Raw genomic sequence first — 16,808 nt, 5'->3', positions numbered from 1 at the left:
GTAGCGCGCCACCGCACGAGCCCCAGCCGAGGCCGACCGCTGGGCACCGATGTAGAGCAGTGCCACGATTGGAGCGAAATGCCCTGCCAGACAAGGCAAAAGCCGCCTGGACGAGCGGGTCTGCGACACCCCGTCAGGGGGCTGATGTGATCACCATGCGCAACGTCACCAAGTCGTACAAGACCTCGACGCGACCAGCGCTGGACAACATCAGCGTCGAAGTCGGCAAGGGCGAGTTCGTCTTCATCATCGGGCCGTCCGGCTCGGGCAAGTCGACCTTCATGCGACTGCTGCTGAAAGAGGAGACCCCCACCACGGGACAGATCCAGGTCGCCGACTTCCGGGTGGACAAGCTGCCCGGTCGCAAAGTGCCGAAGCTGCGCCAGCGGATGGGCTGTGTGTTCCAGGACTTCCGGCTGCTGCAGCAGAAGTCGGTGCACGACAATGTCGCGTTCGCGCTGGAGGTGATCGGCAAGCGACGCCAGTTCATCGAGCGCACCGTCCCCGAGGTGCTGGAGATGGTCGGGCTCGGCGGCAAAGCCGATCGACTACCGAGTGAGCTGTCCGGCGGCGAACAGCAGCGCGTGGCGATCGCCCGCGCCTTCGTGAACCGGCCCCTCGTGCTGCTCGCCGACGAGCCCACCGGCAACCTCGATCCGGACACCAGCGGCGACATCATGATGCTGCTGGAGCGGATCAACCGGATCGGCACGACGGTGCTGATGGCCACCCACGACAACCACATCGTCGACGCGATGCGCCGGCGGGTGATCGAACTCGATCGGGGCCGGCTGGTGCGCGACGAGGCGACCGGCGTCTACGGGGTTGATCGCTGATGCGCGCGAGTTTCCTGTTCAGCGAGGTCTTCGCGGGCCTGCGCCGCAATGTCACCATGACGATCGCGATGATCCTGACCGTCGCGGTCTCGTTGACCATGCTCGGCGGTGGTCTGCTCGCGGTGCGGATCGCCGACAAGACCGAGCAGTACTTCCTGGATCGGCTCGAGGTGCGGCTGTACCTCACCGAGGACGTTTCGGCCAACGACCCGGACTGCTCGCGGGATCCGTGCAAGACGCTGATGGCGGACCTGAAGGCGACCAAGGACGTGGAATCGGTCCAGTACCTCAGTCGCGACGACGCCGTGCGCGAAGCCAAGGAGAAGACCTTCAAGGACCAGCCCGAGCTGGCCAAATACGTCAGCGAGACACCGCTGCCCGCGTCGCTGCGGGTGAAGATGAAGAACGCGGAACTGTATCCGCAGATCTACGAGAAGTTCTACGAGCGGCCCGGTGTCGGTCTGGTGCGCAACGACAAGGACATCGTGGACCGCCTGGTCAGTCTGTTCGACGGGTTGCGCAACGCCGCCTTCGGCCTCGCGGTGCTCCAGGCGCTGGCGGCGCTGCTGCTGATCGCGAACATGGTGCAGATCGCGGCCTTCACCCGCCGCACCGAGGTCGGCATCATGCGGTTGGTCGGCGCGACGCGCTGGTACACCCAGCTGCCGTTCCTACTGGAGGCGGTGGTCGCGGCGCTCGCCGGATCGGTGGTCGCCGTGCTCGGCCTGCTCATCGCGCGGCCGCTGGTGATCGACCGGGCGCTCGGCGATCTGTTCTCCAGCAAGGTGTTTCCGCGGATCACCGGCGACGACATCGCGATGGTCGCGCTGGTGATCGCGCCGGTGGGCGTCATCTTCGCGGCGTTGACCGCGTACGGGACGCTCCGGTACTACGTGCGGGAGTAGCGCCGAATGCCACCGCGAGCCGGTCCGGGAGCATCCTGGGCCGGCTCGCTGTCGCTTGTACCGTTCAGCAGGCCTGCATGACTCAGAGGACCTGCGTGACGGGTCGCGCATCGCGGATCGTGGCCCGGGTGCGCACCAGCAATTCGCGTTGCCGTTCGAGTTCGGCGATCCTGCTGTCCAACTCGCTGTGCCTGCTCGCCACAATGCCCAGGGACTTGTCGCAGGCTTGGATCCACCGCGCGTCCCCGTGATCCATAGCGCACGGCAGCAAGCCGCGGATGTCCTCGGTCGACAGTCCGGCCGCCAACATCTGCCTGAGGTACTCGACCTGTTCCGGCGCGTCGTCGGCATACGACCGGTAGCCGAGCGAGTCACGCTGTGGCTCCAGCAGCCCCTGCTCCTCGTAATACCTGAGCAGGCGGGTACTCACTCCCGTGCGGCGGGCCAGTTCTCCGATCAACATATGACCTCCCTCACCGCCTGCTTGCCTTCACACTCATGTGAATTCCTAACTTGGCCGGCATGACAGCAATTCCCTTGCAGACCACCGTCACCGGTTCCGGCCCCGGCCTCGTCCTCGCGCACGGCGCGGGCGGCACCATCGACACCAACTTCGGCGCCCTGATTCCGGCGCTGGCCGCGACGCACACCGTGGTCGCCTCCGACTATCCGGGCGCGGACGTGCGCCTCGACCTCGACGGCTTGGCGGACGCGCTCGTCGATGCCGCGGTCGAGGGCGGCGTGGAAACGTTCACCGTGCTGGGCTACTCGCTCGGCAGCACGGTGGCCGTGCGGGCCGCGGCGCGGCACCCTGACCGGGTGCGTGGCCTGATCCTGGCCGCCGGGTTCGCCAAGGCCGACAACCGGGCTCGCCTGGCCGTCCAGCTCTGGCAGGACCTGCTCGAGCGCGGGGACGCCACCACTTTCTCCCGGCTGACGCTGTCGATGGCCTTCAGCGCGGCTTTCTTGAACGCTCTGTCCGCGGACGCGGTCGACGAAGCCGTCCGGGCCGGCGCCGCCACCATCCCGGGCGGCACCCGGCAGCAAGCCGACCTGGTCCAACGCGTCGACACCACACTGGACCTGCCGCGGCTCGAGGTGCCGACCTTGGTCGTCAACGCGACCGAGGACCTCTTGGTCGACCCGTCGAATTCGCGCTTCCTCGCCGACACCATCCCGGGAGCCGAGTACACCGAGATCGCGGCCGGTCACGTCCTCATGGCCGAACAGCCGGAGCAGTGGCGCAAGACCGTCGAGGACTTCCTGGTTCGGCACGACCTTTGAGCTATCGGCACGGCTGACCCGTCCGACGGGTCAGCCCAGGTGCTTGGCGCGAGCCCAGAGTTCGGACCACGGCGCGCGCGGGTCGCGGCAGATGAACAGTGGTTCGCCCTGCTCGTCGTTGTCGATGTCGAGTCCGTTGTCGATCCGGCCCGCCGGTGCTATCTCGGCGAAGATCTCGGCGAGGCGGTCGCGCTCGATGCCGACGGTGAGGTACTCGGCGGTGCCGTCGCGCGGCGGCCCCCACCACCAGTACGAGTTGTGGCCGGAATGCGGGACGGGCAGGCGGTATGGGCCGCCGAAGCGTTCGATGGCGCCCGCCTCGCCGTAGTTGGCCGTGAGCACGGCGACATCGTCGCCCATGCCCGCGCGCACCGCGCCGACCTGACGGACGAATTCCGGCCAGCCGATCGTTTCGCCCGCGTCGTAATTGACGGCGAGGACCGGCGTGTCCTTCAGCATCGAGACGGGCAGCACCGGCAGGAACAACACCGCGCAGAGCGCCGCGTTGACCGCGACACCGAAACTCACTGCGACCCAGACGATCTTGCGCTCCCCCAGCCAGGTCGCGAGCGGGACGGCACCGGCCGCGAGCAGGATCGGATACATCGCGCCCAGGTAATAGGCTTTGCCGCCGATCACCAGGAACAGCACGAAGAGCAGCCCGTAGGTGGCGGCGAACGCACGATAGCGGTGATCCCTGGCCAGTCGCCACAACCCGAACAGCCACAGCGGCACCAACAGCGGGCCCATCAGCCCGAACTGCAAGAGCACGAACATGATCGGGGAATCCGAGGTGCCGGAGGAGCCGCCCGCGATCGCGCGGCCCATCTCCCATTGCGGCCAGCCGTTGCGCGCCTGCCACCCGAGATAGGGTAGCCAGATCAGCACGGCAATCCCGACCGCGAGCGGAAAGTACTTGGTGGCGAAGATCTTTCGCGGCCCGAGCAGAAGCAACGAGACCACCAGCGCGGTGAGCGGGAAGATCAGCAGCAGCTTGTTCTGCAAGCCGACGCCGACAACTATGCCGATCACAATCCAAAGACGTGGGCCGTTGGACCACAACGATTTTCGACGATCCGCCGATTCGACGCCGTCTCGTCCCACGAGTTTCAGCACGAGCAGCGACAGCACCGACCACACAGCCAGATCGAACACGGCGGTGCTGAGCATGTGCCCGGCACCCATCAGCAGAGCCGCGCTCGCGACCGCCGCGGCGGCCAGCGCCTGCGCACCTCGCCCACCGCCGAACTCCCGAGCGAGTAGTCCGGCGCAGACCACCACGAGGGTTGCCGCGAGCACGCCGGGCAGTCGCAGCAGGAGTAACGAATCAGGATCGATTGCCGCCATCAGCTCGGCCACCAGCGGAGTCAACGGGGGCTGATCCGGGTACCCCCAGGAAAGATGCCGACCGGCCGCCAGGAAATACAACTCGTCCCGGTGATACCCGTAACGCGAGGCCAATGTGACAAGAACAACGGCAAAGCACGCCGCAACAATGGGCACCCGTTCAGCGTGGCACAAACGCCGCCGTCGCGCGGGTGCTCCAGGCGTCGCGCACCCCGGCCGGCGGTCGCGCTGCCGAGCCGGTCACAGCGGCGTATGCTGCACCTCGACGCGGTTCTTACTGGGGAGTAAGATAGTCTTACTCAGGAGTAAGATAGCTGGGACAAGACCTCACCCCCACCCACCCGAGAAAACAGGTGATGATGAGCACTCGAGACAGCGCAACGAAGCGACGTCCAGACACGTCCGCGGTCGGCCTGAACCACCCCAAACGGGACTGGATGGGCGCGGCCATGCGGGTGATGACGACCCTGACCGGGTCGGAACTCGCCGAGAAGTACAACCTGCGCAAGCCGATCGAGCGAGTCACCTACGAGGGCACCAAGACCGGCTTCCGCACCCTCGGCGCCGCGACCCGCGTCTTCGCCAAGGTCACCGGTAACGGCCAGCCGAAGCGGCTCGCGCCCAACGAGGCGAAGAACAAGGACTTCTTCGACCTCACGCCGACCGACGAGCAGCAGATGATCACCGAGACGGTGAAGGAATTCGCCGCCGAGATCCTGCGCCCGGCCGCCTACGAGGCCGACGCGGCCGCCAAGGCGCCGCGCGATCTGCTCGAACGCGCCGCCGAGCTGGGCATCACCCTGATCAACGTGCCCGAGGAGCTCGAAGGCGCCGCCTCCGAGCGCGGTGCGGTCACCAATTCCCTTGTGGCCGAGGCGCTTGCGCACGGCGACATGGGCCTGGCGCTGCCCATCCTCGCGCCGAGCGGTGTCGCGGTCGCCCTCTCCCAGTGGGGTACCGACGCCCAGCAGAAGACCTATCTGCCCGCCTTCACCGGCGAGAACGTGCCGCAGGCCTCCGTCGTGATCAGCGAGCCGCGCGCACTGTTCGATCCGTTCGCGTTGCAGACCAAGGCCGTTCGCTCCCCCAGTGGTTACCGGATCTCCGGCGTGAAGAGCCTGGTGCCCGCGGCCGCGGATGCCGAACTGTTCCTGATCGCCGCCGAACTCGATGGCCGCCCTTCGCTTTTCATCGTCCCGTCGGACGCGCCCGGCCTGGTGGTCGAGGCCGATCCGAGCATGGGTCTGCGCGCGGCCGGGCTCGGCCGCCTGCTGCTCGACAACGTCGCGGTCGGCACCGACGCGATCCTCGGTGACGGCGACGCCAAGCAGCGTGCCGAGGACTACGCCGACGCGGTCCGGCTGGCCCGCCTCGGCTGGGCTTCGCTCGCCGTCGGCACCGGACAAGCCGTGCTGGACTACGTGATTCCGTACGTGAACGAGCGCGAAGCGTTCGGCGAGCCGATCTCGAACCGGCAGGCAGTCGCCTTCATGGTCGCCAACATCGCCATCGAGCTCGACGGGCTGCGGCTGGTCACCCTGCGTGGCGCCTCCCGCGCCGAACAGGGACTCTCCTTCGCCCGTGAGGCGTCGCTGGCCCGAAAGCTGGCCACGGACAAGGGCATGCAGATCGGCCTCGACGGCGTGCAGCTGCTCGGTGGTCACGGCTTCACCAAGGAACACCCGGTCGAGCGCTGGTACCGCGATCTGCGGGCCATCGGCGTCGCCGAAGGTGTCGTGCTCATCTAGTCGGCCCGTTCCTTACTTCAGGAGACCTCAACAATGATCAACCTCGAACTCCCCAAGAAGCTGCGGGCCAGCGCCAACCAGGCCCATCAGGTCGCGACCGAGATCTTCCGCCCGATCTCGCGCAAGTACGACCTCGCCGAGCACGAGTACCCGGTCGAGCTGGACACCATGGCCGCCATGGTCGAAGGCCTCGCCGACTCCGGCACGCAGAAGATCGGCGGCGCGGCCGGCGGTCGTGAAGACGACAGCGAGAGCAACGGGCACGCCACCGAACTGCTCGGAAACAGCAACGGCGGCAACATGTCCGCGCTGCTGAACGCCCTGGAAACCTCCTGGGGCGACGTCGGCCTGATGCTCTCGATCCCGTACCAGGGTCTGGGCAACGCGGCCATCGCGGCCGTCGCCACCGACGAGCAGCTGAAGCGTTTCGGCAAGGTGTGGGCCTCCATGGCGATCACCGAGCCGTCGTTCGGATCCGACTCCGCCGCCGTCACCACCACCGCCGTGCTCGACGGCGACGAGTGGGTGCTCAACGGCGAGAAGATCTTCGTGACCGCGGGCCAGCGCTCCACCCACATCGTGGTGTGGGCGTCGGTCGACCGCAGCCTCGGCCGCGCCGCGATCAAGTCGTTCGTGGTGCCGCGCGAGGCGCCCGGCCTCTCGGTAGCCCGGCTCGAGCACAAGCTCGGCATCAAGGCCTCCGACACCGCGGTGCTGCTGCTGCAGGACTGCCGGATTCCGAAGGACAACATCCTCGGCAGCCCGGAAGTCAACGTGGAGAAGGGTTTTGCCGGGGTCATGCAGACCTTCGACAACACCCGGCCGATGGTCGCCGCGATGGCGGTCGGCGTCGCCCGCGCCGCGCTCGAGGAGCTGCGGGCCATCCTGACCGACGCCGGTGTCGAGATCTCCTACGACACCCCGCCGAACAACCAGCACGCCGCGGCCGCCGAATTCCTGCGCATGGAAGCCGATTACGAGTCCGCCTACCTGTTGTCGCTGCGCGCCGCGTGGATGGCCGACAACAAGAAGCCGAACTCGCTCGAGGCCTCGATGTCCAAGGCCAAGGCCGGCCGCACCGGCACCGACGTCTCGCTCAAGGCCGTCGAACTCGCCGGCGCCATCGGCTACTCGCAGCGCACCCTGCTGGAAAAGTGGGGCCGTGACTCGAAGATCTTGGACATCTTCGAAGGCACCCAGCAGATCCAGCAGCTCATCGTCGCCCGCCGCATCCTCGGCAAGACGAGTGCCGAACTGAAGTAACAAGGCAGACAACGAAAAACCGGTGCGGGTCAGCTCCTCGACCCGCACCGGTTTTCTGTTTCTCGCCTTCGATACGCCGCTGAATCGTCCCTGCGAAGCCGTTGTTCGTGTGATGCGATCAGCGTGTCCTCGTCTGCGCGCGAGGTATAGCCCGACTTCGACACCAAACCACGACTTTCCACCCGAGGTTCCAGTTACGCCACACTTTTCGGTTCCAAAAAGCACCACAAACTCGGGTTCGGCACCGAATCCCGCTCCACAGTCCATTACCCGGGCGGACAGCCTTGCGGCACCGGCGAATAGGCATACTGGTTGTGTGCAGGAACACCCCGATCACGTACGGATCAACCTTCGGATTCACGACCAGCTCGGCGATCCGCCCAGTGACGACTGGACGCTCACATTCGGCGGCCGCAGCGTCGACCAGGCCGAGGTGCGGGCGTTCATCGAAAGCCAGTTCCCCAAGCAGGACCAGTTCGTCTTGGACGAGCGGCGGCACCAATATGCCTGGGGCAGTTCGGCGATGGTGTGGTCCTTCGTCGTGGAGATGGCCCCGGCGGTGGGATCCGTGATCGCTGCCGGGATAGCCGGCGGCGCCGCATGGGACGGGGTCAAAGGGATCGGTAAACGCCTGCCGAGTCTGTGGGGCGGCCGCGAGACCGACGAGCCGCTGGCGATCACCGACGACTCCGCCAGGCGCGAGGCGATTCGGCTTGTGCGCGAACGGTATCGGCTCGAGCCCGACAGCGTGCTCACCCCCGTGAGTGTCACGTCCGATCTCGTGACATTACGGTCCACTGTGGTCCTGGATGCCCGCACCGGAAACCGCTACGAGGTTGAACTGCTACGAACCGCGAGTGGCGTGAGCCTCGCAAGAATTACCGTCACCGAATCCGGCAGCTGACGGCTCCCGGTCGCGACGCCAAGTGCTAACCGTGCTCAGCACCGGTGTCGTCGAATTTCGCCACAAATGTAGGGGCGATGGGGTGTACAGTTGCGATTGTCACGCGAGTGATGCCGAGCGGTAGAGCCGCTGCTCCCACAGCGGCCCCACCTGGTGGTTTACCTAGTCCACACTCGGCGGACCAGGATGAGCGCCCCGGCGATTACGACAGCGGCTGTTACGCAGATGCCGTAATCGACCGGGGCCTTGCTCTTTTTGCGGCGATGTTTCGCCATTCCCCACCACCTCCTTCCTGGGCGCGATGTCGGACCATGTCCATCGCCCCTCGGAATGAGGTGGCCTCACCCTACGCGAACCCGGCGACAAGAAACGTTGGAACACAGGCACTTTCGGCACCTAAAAGCGACTTTCCGCCCGAGGTTCCAGTTGTGCCACCTTTTCCGGTTCCAGAACAAATGCGCTGCCGAACGCGAGCGTTGGTGTGCCGCAGAAGATTCACAGAGCATCCATACGGTTCACAGCCCCTACAGCCTCTGTGAACCGTATGGACGCTCTGTGCACCGCACCAACGGCTTTCGGGTGCCGCGCGAATGTGCTCGTTTCAGATCTAGCGGTCGCGGTTGAGGCGGAATTCGCCCTGAATGTCGGGATTGTTGGGTTCCAGTTGGAATGTTCCGGAATGTCGCAGCGGGAAAAGGGCGTACGAGTTGGATAGTGGAACGGTTCGATCAGGGGTGGTTGCGTAACGGCCCGGGTTTCTTGATCGACAATTGAGCGAATGTTTTCTCGCGAGCTGTACCAGAGACCTCAAGGAGAAACTGCAGATGGAACGACCGAGTGTGATCCGTCGCCTCGCAACCGTTTTCGCCACAACAGCGGTTGTCGCGGGCGTTTTCGCCGGCAGTGCCGGTGCGGCACCGAGCACCGTCGATTGGGGCACGGCCGCGCAGCAGTTGCGCGCGGCGGCCGCGGGCAACGCGCAGGCCGAGCAGGCGGTGGATCGGCTGCTCGCTTCGGGGCAGCTGAACCAGGCCGGACAGGTGGCGCTGCCCGCGCAACCGTTCCAGATTCCGGCGCAGTCGGATATCGGCCGCGGTGACGGTCCCGGCGTGTACGGGTCCGGTATCGCGCTCGGCCTCGACGGGTTCCGGTTCGGGTTCTTCGGCGGGCCCGGCACCATCGCACCGAATCAGGGTGGCGCGAAACTCGAAGTGCTGTGGATCAATCTGTCCAACGGCCGCAGCGGCACCGAAGTGCTGAACGAGCACAACGACGTCCCGGTGGACACCACGATCCGGTCCCGAGCCCTGGACACCGGCCCGGGCATGATCGTCGCCGCGGTGTACGGCAGCCTGTGGCACCGCTGGTCGGTTCCGGTGAGCGACGCGAACCCGGACGGGTATCAGTATCAGCTGGGCACGATCTCGGTGCCGTCGTTCGGCGCGGTCTACAACTGAGCAACCGGCAGGACGGCCGTCGCGGCGCAGCCCGCGGCGGCCGTTGCGCACCCCGATGACCTCTTGTTCGGAACTACGTAGTTCCGTAACTTCTGTGACGTGAGTCTGGAAGAGCGGGTCGCGGAACTCGAACGGCGACTCGACGGGCTGCTGCCCTTCGCGAACGGGAACGGGATCGAGGCGTCGTCGGACCGCTGGGCGGCTACCCGCCTGCACGAGGAGTTCACCGCGACCGACGAGCCGAACGGCGGCGTGCTGTTCGCGGGTTCGCTGCGACTGCCGACCGATGAGCAATACAGCTGGCAGGCCACGTTCACCACCGGCGACCTGATCGAGGACGACTGGGCCGAGACCGCGGAATGCCTTGCCGCGCTGGGCAACCCGGTGCGACTGCGGTTACTGCGGGAGATCATGGGCGGCCGCAGGACCGCCGCCGAACTGGTCGGCCTCGAGGGGTCGGCACCTCGGGCCAAGTCTATCACCATCTGCGGCAGCTGGCCGCGGTCGGCTGGCTGCACACCGCCGGCCGCGGGCGTTTCGAGGTGCCCGCGGGCCGGGTGGTGCCGTTGCTTGTCGCACTGGCCAGCGCGCGGCGCTGAACCTAACTCAGGTCGCCGAGCTGACCTGCGCAGAGCGCGAAGACGACGACAACGAGGGTGCGGATCAGCCGCACTGGTCACCGCACGAGCAGGCGCCGCCGGATTGGCAGCCGCATTGGCAGCTCGGACCGCAGGTGCAGTCCGGCGCCGGTACCGAAGTCGAGCGAACAAGCCTGATGATCATCGTTGAATCAGCCTCCATTCTGGTGTTCGACTACCCCTTGCGTGCATCGAACGCGCAGCGGCTGACCATGTCAAATAACCGCCGGTCCGGCGGTCCGGCGACACGCCGGTTACCGAAATTCCTCCCACGAAATCCCCGGAATCCCTCGGGCCGGACCCCGACAGGGCGACCATGTCCGATTAATCCGGTTCAGTCTGTGACCCCGCACACGAAGCACTGCTACGGTATGCCGAAAGTGGCCGTACCAGTTCGCTAGGTCGAGTGCCGACGCGAGGTTCTGTGGAGGTGTTTCGACATGAAGGTGGCGCACGCGCTCGAGGTCGTGAAGGCGTTGGGAGTGCTGCGGAAGCGCGGGGTCTCCGATCCGCGCAAACCGCTGGAAACGCTTCGCACGATGAAGGAATCGCAGATCTACGGGCCGCAGGCCACGCTGATCCGCCACGCCGCGCGCATCGCGCCGGACTCCCTCGCGCTGGCCGACGAAAAGGGTGAGCTGACCTACGGCCAGATCGACAAGCAGTCGACCGCGATCGCGCGCGGCCTGCACGCGGCCGGGCTCACCGAGGGCACCGTCGTCGGGGTGCTGGCCCGCGACCATCGCGGCCTGATCCTGTCCATGGTCGCCGCGAGCAAGGCCGGCGTGCGGGTGGCGCTGATGAACACCGGGTTCGCCAAACCGCAGTTCGCCGAGGTGTGCCAGCGCGAACAGGTCAAGGCGATGCTGCACGACAGCGAGTTCCTCGGCCTGCTCGATGCTCTGCCCGCCGACCTCCCGCGCTACCTCACCTGGGTCGACGAGGGCACCGAATTGCCCGCGGGCGCACAGACTCTCGACGATCTGGTCGCGGCGAACTCCAGCGCGGAACTGGCCCCGCCGAGCAAGCCGGGTGGCTTCATCATCCTCACCAGCGGCACCACCGGCCTGCCGAAGGGCGCCACCCGCGCGAAGGTGTCGCCGCTGGCCACCGCGCAGTTCCTCGACCGCATCCCGTTCCCGTACCGGGGCGCGCAGGTGATCGTCTCGCCGATCTTCCACAGCACCGGGTTCGGTACCTGGCTGGTCGGCATGGCCATGGGCAACAAGATCGTGGTGCGCCGCCGCTTCGACGCCGAGGCGACACTGAAGTTGATCGCCGATCACAAGGCGGAGATGCTCGTCGCGGTGCCGACCATGCTGCACCGGATGACGGAGCTGGATCCGGAGATCCGCGCCAAGTACGACACCTCGTCGCTGAAGGTCATCCTGCTCGCGGGCTCGGCGTTGTCGCCGGAGCTCACCATGAAGGCCACTCAGGTGTTCGGGCCGGTCCTGTACAACCTGTACGGCTCGACCGAATGCTCGGTGGCGGCCATCGCGAACCCGCAGGACCTGGCCATCGCGCCCGGCACGGTCGGCCGCGCGCCGGTCACCTGCGAGGTGCGGCTGTTCGACGACAACGACCAGCCGGTCACCGCGATCGGCACGACCGCGCGCATCTTCATCCGCAGCGGGACGCCGTTCGAGGGCTACACCGACGGCCGCAACAAGCAGATCATCGACGGCTTCATGTCCAGCGGTGACGTCGGCCACTTCGACGAGCACGGCCTGCTGATGGTGGACGGCCGCGACGACGACATGATCGTCTCCGGCGGCGAGAACGTCTTCCCGCAGGAGGTGGAGAACCTGCTGCTGGAGCGTCCGGACATCTTCGACGCGGCGGTGGTCGGTGTGGACGATGCCGAATTCGGAAAGCGGTTGCGCGCCTTCGTGGTTCCCGAGCCGGGCCAGAATCCGGACGGCGAGGAGATCAAGGCCTACGTCAAGAACAACCTGGCCCGCTACAAGGTGCCGCGCGAGGTGGTGTTCCTCGACGACCTGCCGCGCAATCCGACCGGCAAACTGCTGCGGCGGGTGCTGGTGGAGTACGACACCACCGCCTGACGGTCATCGGCTGGTTACCCACCGGTAGGAGCTGTTGAGATACGTGACACATCCGGTTACAGATGGTTGCTATTGTTAGCGACAGCACTGGATCCCGTAGTCGCGGTCCGCACCACCCACCGGCTCCCCGGGTGGGACCGCCGGAAGGTTGTTGTCGATGGTTGTCTCCTTCCCCGCGTTGAGCGGCACTGCCCGCAAGGCCGGAACACTCGCGCTCGGCGTGAATGTCATGGTCAAGCGGCATCTGTTCAATCCGCTCCGGCTCGACCAGGCCGTGCGCTCGGCGATCAACGTGACGAAACTCGGTCCGTTCGCCGGCGTCGCCATGCACGCCGCGCAGACCCGGCCCAACGCGGGGGCGATCGTCGACGAGGCCGGTGAGCTGACCTTCGGCGAACTGAACGAGCAGTCGAACGCGCTGGCCCGCGGCCTGGCGACGCAGGGCGTGCGGCCGGGCGACGTGGTGGCGGTGCTGGCGCGCGATCACCGCGGCATGGTGCTGAGCCTGCTCGCGGCGGGCAAGCTCGGCGTGCGCACGGTGCTGATGAACACCGGGTTCGCCAAGCCGCAGTTCGCCGACGTGGCCGAGCGCGAAAAGGTGAAGGCGGTGCTGCACGACAGCGAGTTCCTGGACCTGATGAGCGCCATTCCCGCCGATATCCCCCGGATCCTCACCTGGGTCGACGCCAAGGACAACGCCGACCCGGCGATCCCGACCATCGCCTCGCTCATCGCGGGCGAATCCACCGCACCGCTGCCCGCGCCCGCGAAGCCGGGCGGCATGGTCATCCTGACCAGCGGCACCACCGGTACGCCGAAGGGCGCGCCGCGGGACAAAGTGAGCCCGTTCGCGTCGGCGCAGTTCGTCGACCGGGTGCCGTTGCCGCACAACGGCACCATGATCATGGCCGCGCCGATCTTCCACGGCACCGGGCTGTCCCAGTTCACCCTCGGTGTCGCGCTCGGCAATCGGGTGGTCTTCCAGCAGCGCCGGTTCGACCCGGAGCTGACGCTGCAGAACATCGTCAAATACCGCGCCGACTCGCTGGTGGTGGTGCCGACCATGTTGCAGCGCATCCTCGATCTCGACGAGGAGGTGCTGGCCAAGTACGACCCGCGCACCCTCGAGGTGATCTTCGCGGCGGGCTCGGCCATCGCCCCCGACGTGGTGACCCGGACGCTCGACTACTTCGGCGACACCCTCTACAACCTCTACGGCTCCACCGAGTGCGCCGTGATGACCGTCGCGACGCCGGAGGATCTGCGCAAAGCGCCGACCACCGCGGGTCGGGCGCCGGTCGGGATCAAGATCGTGCTGCTGGACGAGAACCGCAAGCCGATCACGAAGCCGAATGTCACCGGCACCATCTTCGTCGACAACGGTTTCGCGTTCACCGGCTACACCGACGGCCGCACCAAAGAGGTCGTCGACGGCATGATGTCCAGCGGCGACGTCGGCCATTTCGACGCCGACGGGCTGCTCTACATCGACGGCCGCGACGACGACATGATCGTCTCCGGCGGCGAGAACGTCTTCCCGCTCGAGGTGGAGAACCTGATCGCCGGACGCGAGGACATCTTCGAGGCCGCCGTAGTAGGCGTCGACGATCGCGAGTTCGGCAAGCGCCTGCGCGCCTTCGTCGTGCCCGGCCCCGACTCCAAGCGGGACGCCCAGGAGATCAAGGACTTCGTCAAGGCGAACCTGGCCCGCTACAAGGTCCCCCGCGAGGTGATCTTCCTCGACGAACTCCCGCGCAACGCCACCGGCAAGCTGCTGCGCAAACCGCTCATCGAGATGGACGTCGACGCGAGCTGAGCAGGTAGCCGACGGCTGGTCCACAGTTGCTTCCCCGGTTGTCCGGCGGGGAAAACCGTGCAATCCGTCGGCTACTATCAGCGAGTGAACAACGAGTTCGACCGGGCTGCTGCGGGACAACGCAGCGCCGTCGCGCGGGTGCGCGGCGCTTCGGCCGGAGCGATCTCGGGCACCATTTCTGTTGCGGCACATGGCTGGGCGTCCGGCGGCATGCCGCCGAGCGGCACCACGCTCACTCTGCTCGCTGGTACCGCCGCGCTGATCGGGGCGCTGGTCGCCGGACTCGCGCCGCTGCGCGACACCGCGACCGGTCTGGTCGCCGCCCTGGTCGCCGGACAGTTGCTCGGCCACCTGACGATGGGTCTGGGTTCGGGGCATCTGCATCACGGCGATGCCCAGCTGACCCCGGCCATGCTCACCGCCCACATCCTCGCGGCCGTCGTCGCGGCCGCCGTGATCCGCGGCGCGGAAACCGCCTACCGGGCCGGCACCGCGGTGCTGCGCCGGGTGCTGCCACCCCGGCGGGTGCGGCCGTTCCTGCCGGAACCCGCCCCGCTGCGCACCACCCACCGCGACCGGGTCATCCTGCGTATCTTCGCCGCGGAATCGCTGCGCACCCGCGCTCCGCCGGTGGCCGTCGCCCGCTGATCACCTCGTCACGCCGACCGACCGGTCGCGTGAACACGTGCGTCCCGGCACACCGTCGACGCCCCTTGGGCGCGTAGCAGCTTTCGCTCGCCGTATCCCCGCGACCAGCTCTGCTTTCCGTGGCTGTGCCCGGACAGCGCTATGTCTTCTTGTCGACCCGGCACCCCGGCTGCGTGCGGCACCGCCAAGCCGACCGCACCGCCGGAACCCGGGTTACCCGAACTTCAGAATCGAAAAATCGTGAGCACAACAGAAATAACGACGGACACCGGAGCACCGGCGGCCGTACCCGATTCCACGCCCGCCCGGCCCGCCCGGCCCAAGCCCGCGACCCGCAACGGGCTCAACGCACTCGCGATGCGACTGCACTTCTACGCCGGCGTCTTCGTCGCACCGTTCATCCTCATCGCCGCGGTCACCGGCGCGCTCTACGCGATCTCGCCGACCCTGGAATCGATCGTGTCGCGTGACCTGCTGACCGTGGAGTCCACCGGCGGCGCACCCAAACCGCTGTCCGAGCAGGTCGGTGCCGCCGTCGCGACCCAGCCGAACCTCACGCTGAACGCGGTCGCCCCCGCGGCGGGCGCCGAGGACACCACCCGGGTGCTGTTCGCCGATCCCACCCTGGGCGCGTCGGAGCGGCGCGCGGTGTTCGTCGATCCGTATACCGCTCAGCCCGTGGGTGATTCGGTCGTCTACGGCAGTTCGGGCGCGCTTCCGCTGCGCACCTGGATCGACCGTCTGCACCGAGATCTGCACCTCGGCGAACCCGGCCGGCTCTACAGCGAGCTGGCCGCGTCGTGGCTGTGGGTGATCGCGCTGGCCGGTCTGGTCATCTGGCTGCGCCGGGTGCGCGCACGCAGGCAACGGAATTCGGCGCGCTGGCTGTTCACGCCGGACCGGTCGCAGCAGGGCCGCGGCCGCACCGTGAACTGGCACGGCTCGGTCGGCATGTGGGTGCTGCCGATCATTCTCTTGCTCTCGGCTACGGGTATGACCTGGTCGACCTACGCGGGCGCGAACATCACCGAGATTCGCCAGCAGCTCAGCTGGACCACGCCCGCGGTCACCACCACACTGCCGGGAGCCGTTGCGCCCGCGCATGATCCGGGTGGCGATCACCACGCCGGGCACACCGCCGCGCCCGCGCCCGCCGACGTGTCGGATCGGATCGTCCAGCTCGATCAGGTCTACCGGACCGCACGCGCCAACGGCCTCACCCAGGCCGTCGAGATCAGCATCCCGGCCGAGCCCACCCAGGCGTTCGCGGTGAAGGAACGGCGGATGCCGGGCACGTACACGGTGGACGCGGTCGCCGTGGACGGCGCCACCGGCGCGGTCACCGATCGGCTCGCGTACGCCGATTGGCCGCTGATGGCCAAGCTCACCAACTGGGGCATTCAGTTCCACATGGGTCTGCTGTTCGGTCTGCTCAACCAATTGCTGCTGCTCGCGGCGATGATCGGACTGATCACCGTGCTGGTGCGCGGTTACCTCATGTGGTGGCGCAGGCGACCGACCCGCGGTGGTGCCGGGCGGATCCCGCTGGGCCGGGCTCCGAAGCGCGGCGCACTGCGCCGGTCCTCGCCGTGGGCGGCCGTGCCGCTGGTCTTGGTCGCGGTGCTGGTCGGTTGGTTCGCCCCGCTGGTCGGACTCAGCCTGCTCGCGTTCCTGGTCGTCGACGTGCTCGTCGGCCTGCGGGCTCGGCTACGCGCGGCGTAACCGGCTCGCCTCGGGTTTCCTCCCCGGATGACACGGTCCGGCCGCATGCGGTCGGGCCGTCTCGACCGGAGAGGAAACCCGGTGCACCCCGAGTGGGCTGGTGTCGTCGCGGGACTCGGGGTGCGACGAGCCGAGCGTCGAGTGTCGGCGCATGGCATCTACCTCCATTTTCTT

The 16,808-nt window shown here is 67.3% G+C and carries 13 protein-coding genes; 11 read left to right on the top strand and 2 right to left on the bottom strand.

Annotated features, from left to right (window positions below; genetic code table 11):
- The first annotated feature begins 146 nt into the window (after positions 1-146).
- Positions 147-836 carry a cell division ATP-binding protein FtsE gene (ftsE, locus tag NVU01S_RS13725; protein ID WP_043671344.1) on the top strand — a complete coding sequence of 230 codons (690 nt, stop codon included), beginning with the start codon at positions 147-149 and terminating at the stop codon, positions 834-836.
- Positions 836-1,741, top strand: coding sequence for a permease-like cell division protein FtsX (ftsX, locus tag NVU01S_RS13720; RefSeq protein WP_014987640.1), 906 nt, complete (start codon positions 836-838; stop codon positions 1,739-1,741). Before ftsE ends, ftsX begins: the two co-directional genes overlap by 1 nt.
- Positions 1,742-1,823: 82 nt before the next feature.
- On the opposite strand, the gene NVU01S_RS13715 is transcribed toward ftsX, so the two are convergent.
- Positions 1,824-2,204 (bottom strand): MerR family transcriptional regulator, encoded by a 381-nt coding sequence (locus NVU01S_RS13715; RefSeq protein ID WP_052280650.1) that lies wholly within the window; start codon positions 2,202-2,204, stop codon positions 1,824-1,826.
- Between the two features lie 59 nt (positions 2,205-2,263).
- Between NVU01S_RS13715 and NVU01S_RS13710 the strand changes: the two genes are divergently transcribed.
- Positions 2,264-3,025, top strand: coding sequence for an alpha/beta fold hydrolase (locus NVU01S_RS13710; protein WP_043671341.1), 762 nt, complete (start codon positions 2,264-2,266; stop codon positions 3,023-3,025).
- Positions 3,026-3,055: 30 nt separating this feature from the next.
- On the opposite strand, the gene NVU01S_RS13705 is transcribed toward NVU01S_RS13710, so the two are convergent.
- Positions 3,056-4,528: a glycosyltransferase family 39 protein gene (locus NVU01S_RS13705; protein ID WP_244467264.1), complete on the bottom strand. Its 1,473-nt coding sequence runs from the start codon at positions 4,526-4,528 to the stop codon at positions 3,056-3,058.
- Positions 4,529-4,725: 197 nt separating this feature from the next.
- Between NVU01S_RS13705 and NVU01S_RS13700 the strand changes: the two genes are divergently transcribed.
- From NVU01S_RS13700 to NVU01S_RS13660, 8 genes are all read left to right on the top strand, one after another.
- The gene (locus NVU01S_RS13700) at positions 4,726-6,120 is read left to right on the top strand and encodes an acyl-CoA dehydrogenase family protein (RefSeq protein WP_082032073.1); all 1,395 of its coding nucleotides are present in this window, start codon (positions 4,726-4,728) and stop codon (positions 6,118-6,120) included.
- A gap of 33 nt (positions 6,121-6,153) precedes the next feature.
- Entirely contained in the window at positions 6,154-7,383 is a 1,230-nt protein-coding gene (locus NVU01S_RS13695; protein WP_043671332.1) for an acyl-CoA dehydrogenase family protein, read from the top strand.
- 316 nt (positions 7,384-7,699) lie between these two features.
- Positions 7,700-8,287, top strand: coding sequence for a hypothetical protein (locus NVU01S_RS13690; RefSeq protein WP_043671329.1), 588 nt, complete (start codon positions 7,700-7,702; stop codon positions 8,285-8,287).
- Between the two features lie 824 nt (positions 8,288-9,111).
- Entirely contained in the window at positions 9,112-9,744 is a 633-nt protein-coding gene (locus tag NVU01S_RS44190; protein WP_043671561.1) for a hypothetical protein, read from the top strand.
- Between the two features lie 1,078 nt (positions 9,745-10,822).
- The gene (locus NVU01S_RS13675) at positions 10,823-12,448 is read left to right on the top strand and encodes an acyl-CoA synthetase (RefSeq protein ID WP_043671326.1); all 1,626 of its coding nucleotides are present in this window, start codon (positions 10,823-10,825) and stop codon (positions 12,446-12,448) included.
- 157 nt (positions 12,449-12,605) lie between these two features.
- A complete protein-coding gene (locus tag NVU01S_RS13670; protein WP_043671323.1) occupies positions 12,606-14,264 on the top strand; it encodes an acyl-CoA synthetase in 1,659 nt (552 codons plus the stop codon).
- An 84-nt stretch (positions 14,265-14,348) separates the two neighbouring features.
- A complete protein-coding gene (locus NVU01S_RS13665) occupies positions 14,349-14,912 on the top strand; it encodes a hypothetical protein (RefSeq protein WP_244467263.1) in 564 nt (187 codons plus the stop codon).
- 240 nt (positions 14,913-15,152) lie between these two features.
- Positions 15,153-16,634 (top strand): PepSY-associated TM helix domain-containing protein, encoded by a 1,482-nt coding sequence (locus NVU01S_RS13660; protein ID WP_043671319.1) that lies wholly within the window; start codon positions 15,153-15,155, stop codon positions 16,632-16,634.
- Positions 16,635-16,808 lie beyond the last annotated feature (174 nt).

It is taken from the genome of Nocardia vulneris (assembly GCF_001613425.1).
GTDB classification, from domain to species: Bacteria; Actinomycetota; Actinomycetes; order Mycobacteriales; family Mycobacteriaceae; genus Nocardia; species Nocardia vulneris.
Note: the sequence above shows the minus strand (reverse complement) of the source record. Positions and strands in the feature narration are given on the sequence as shown.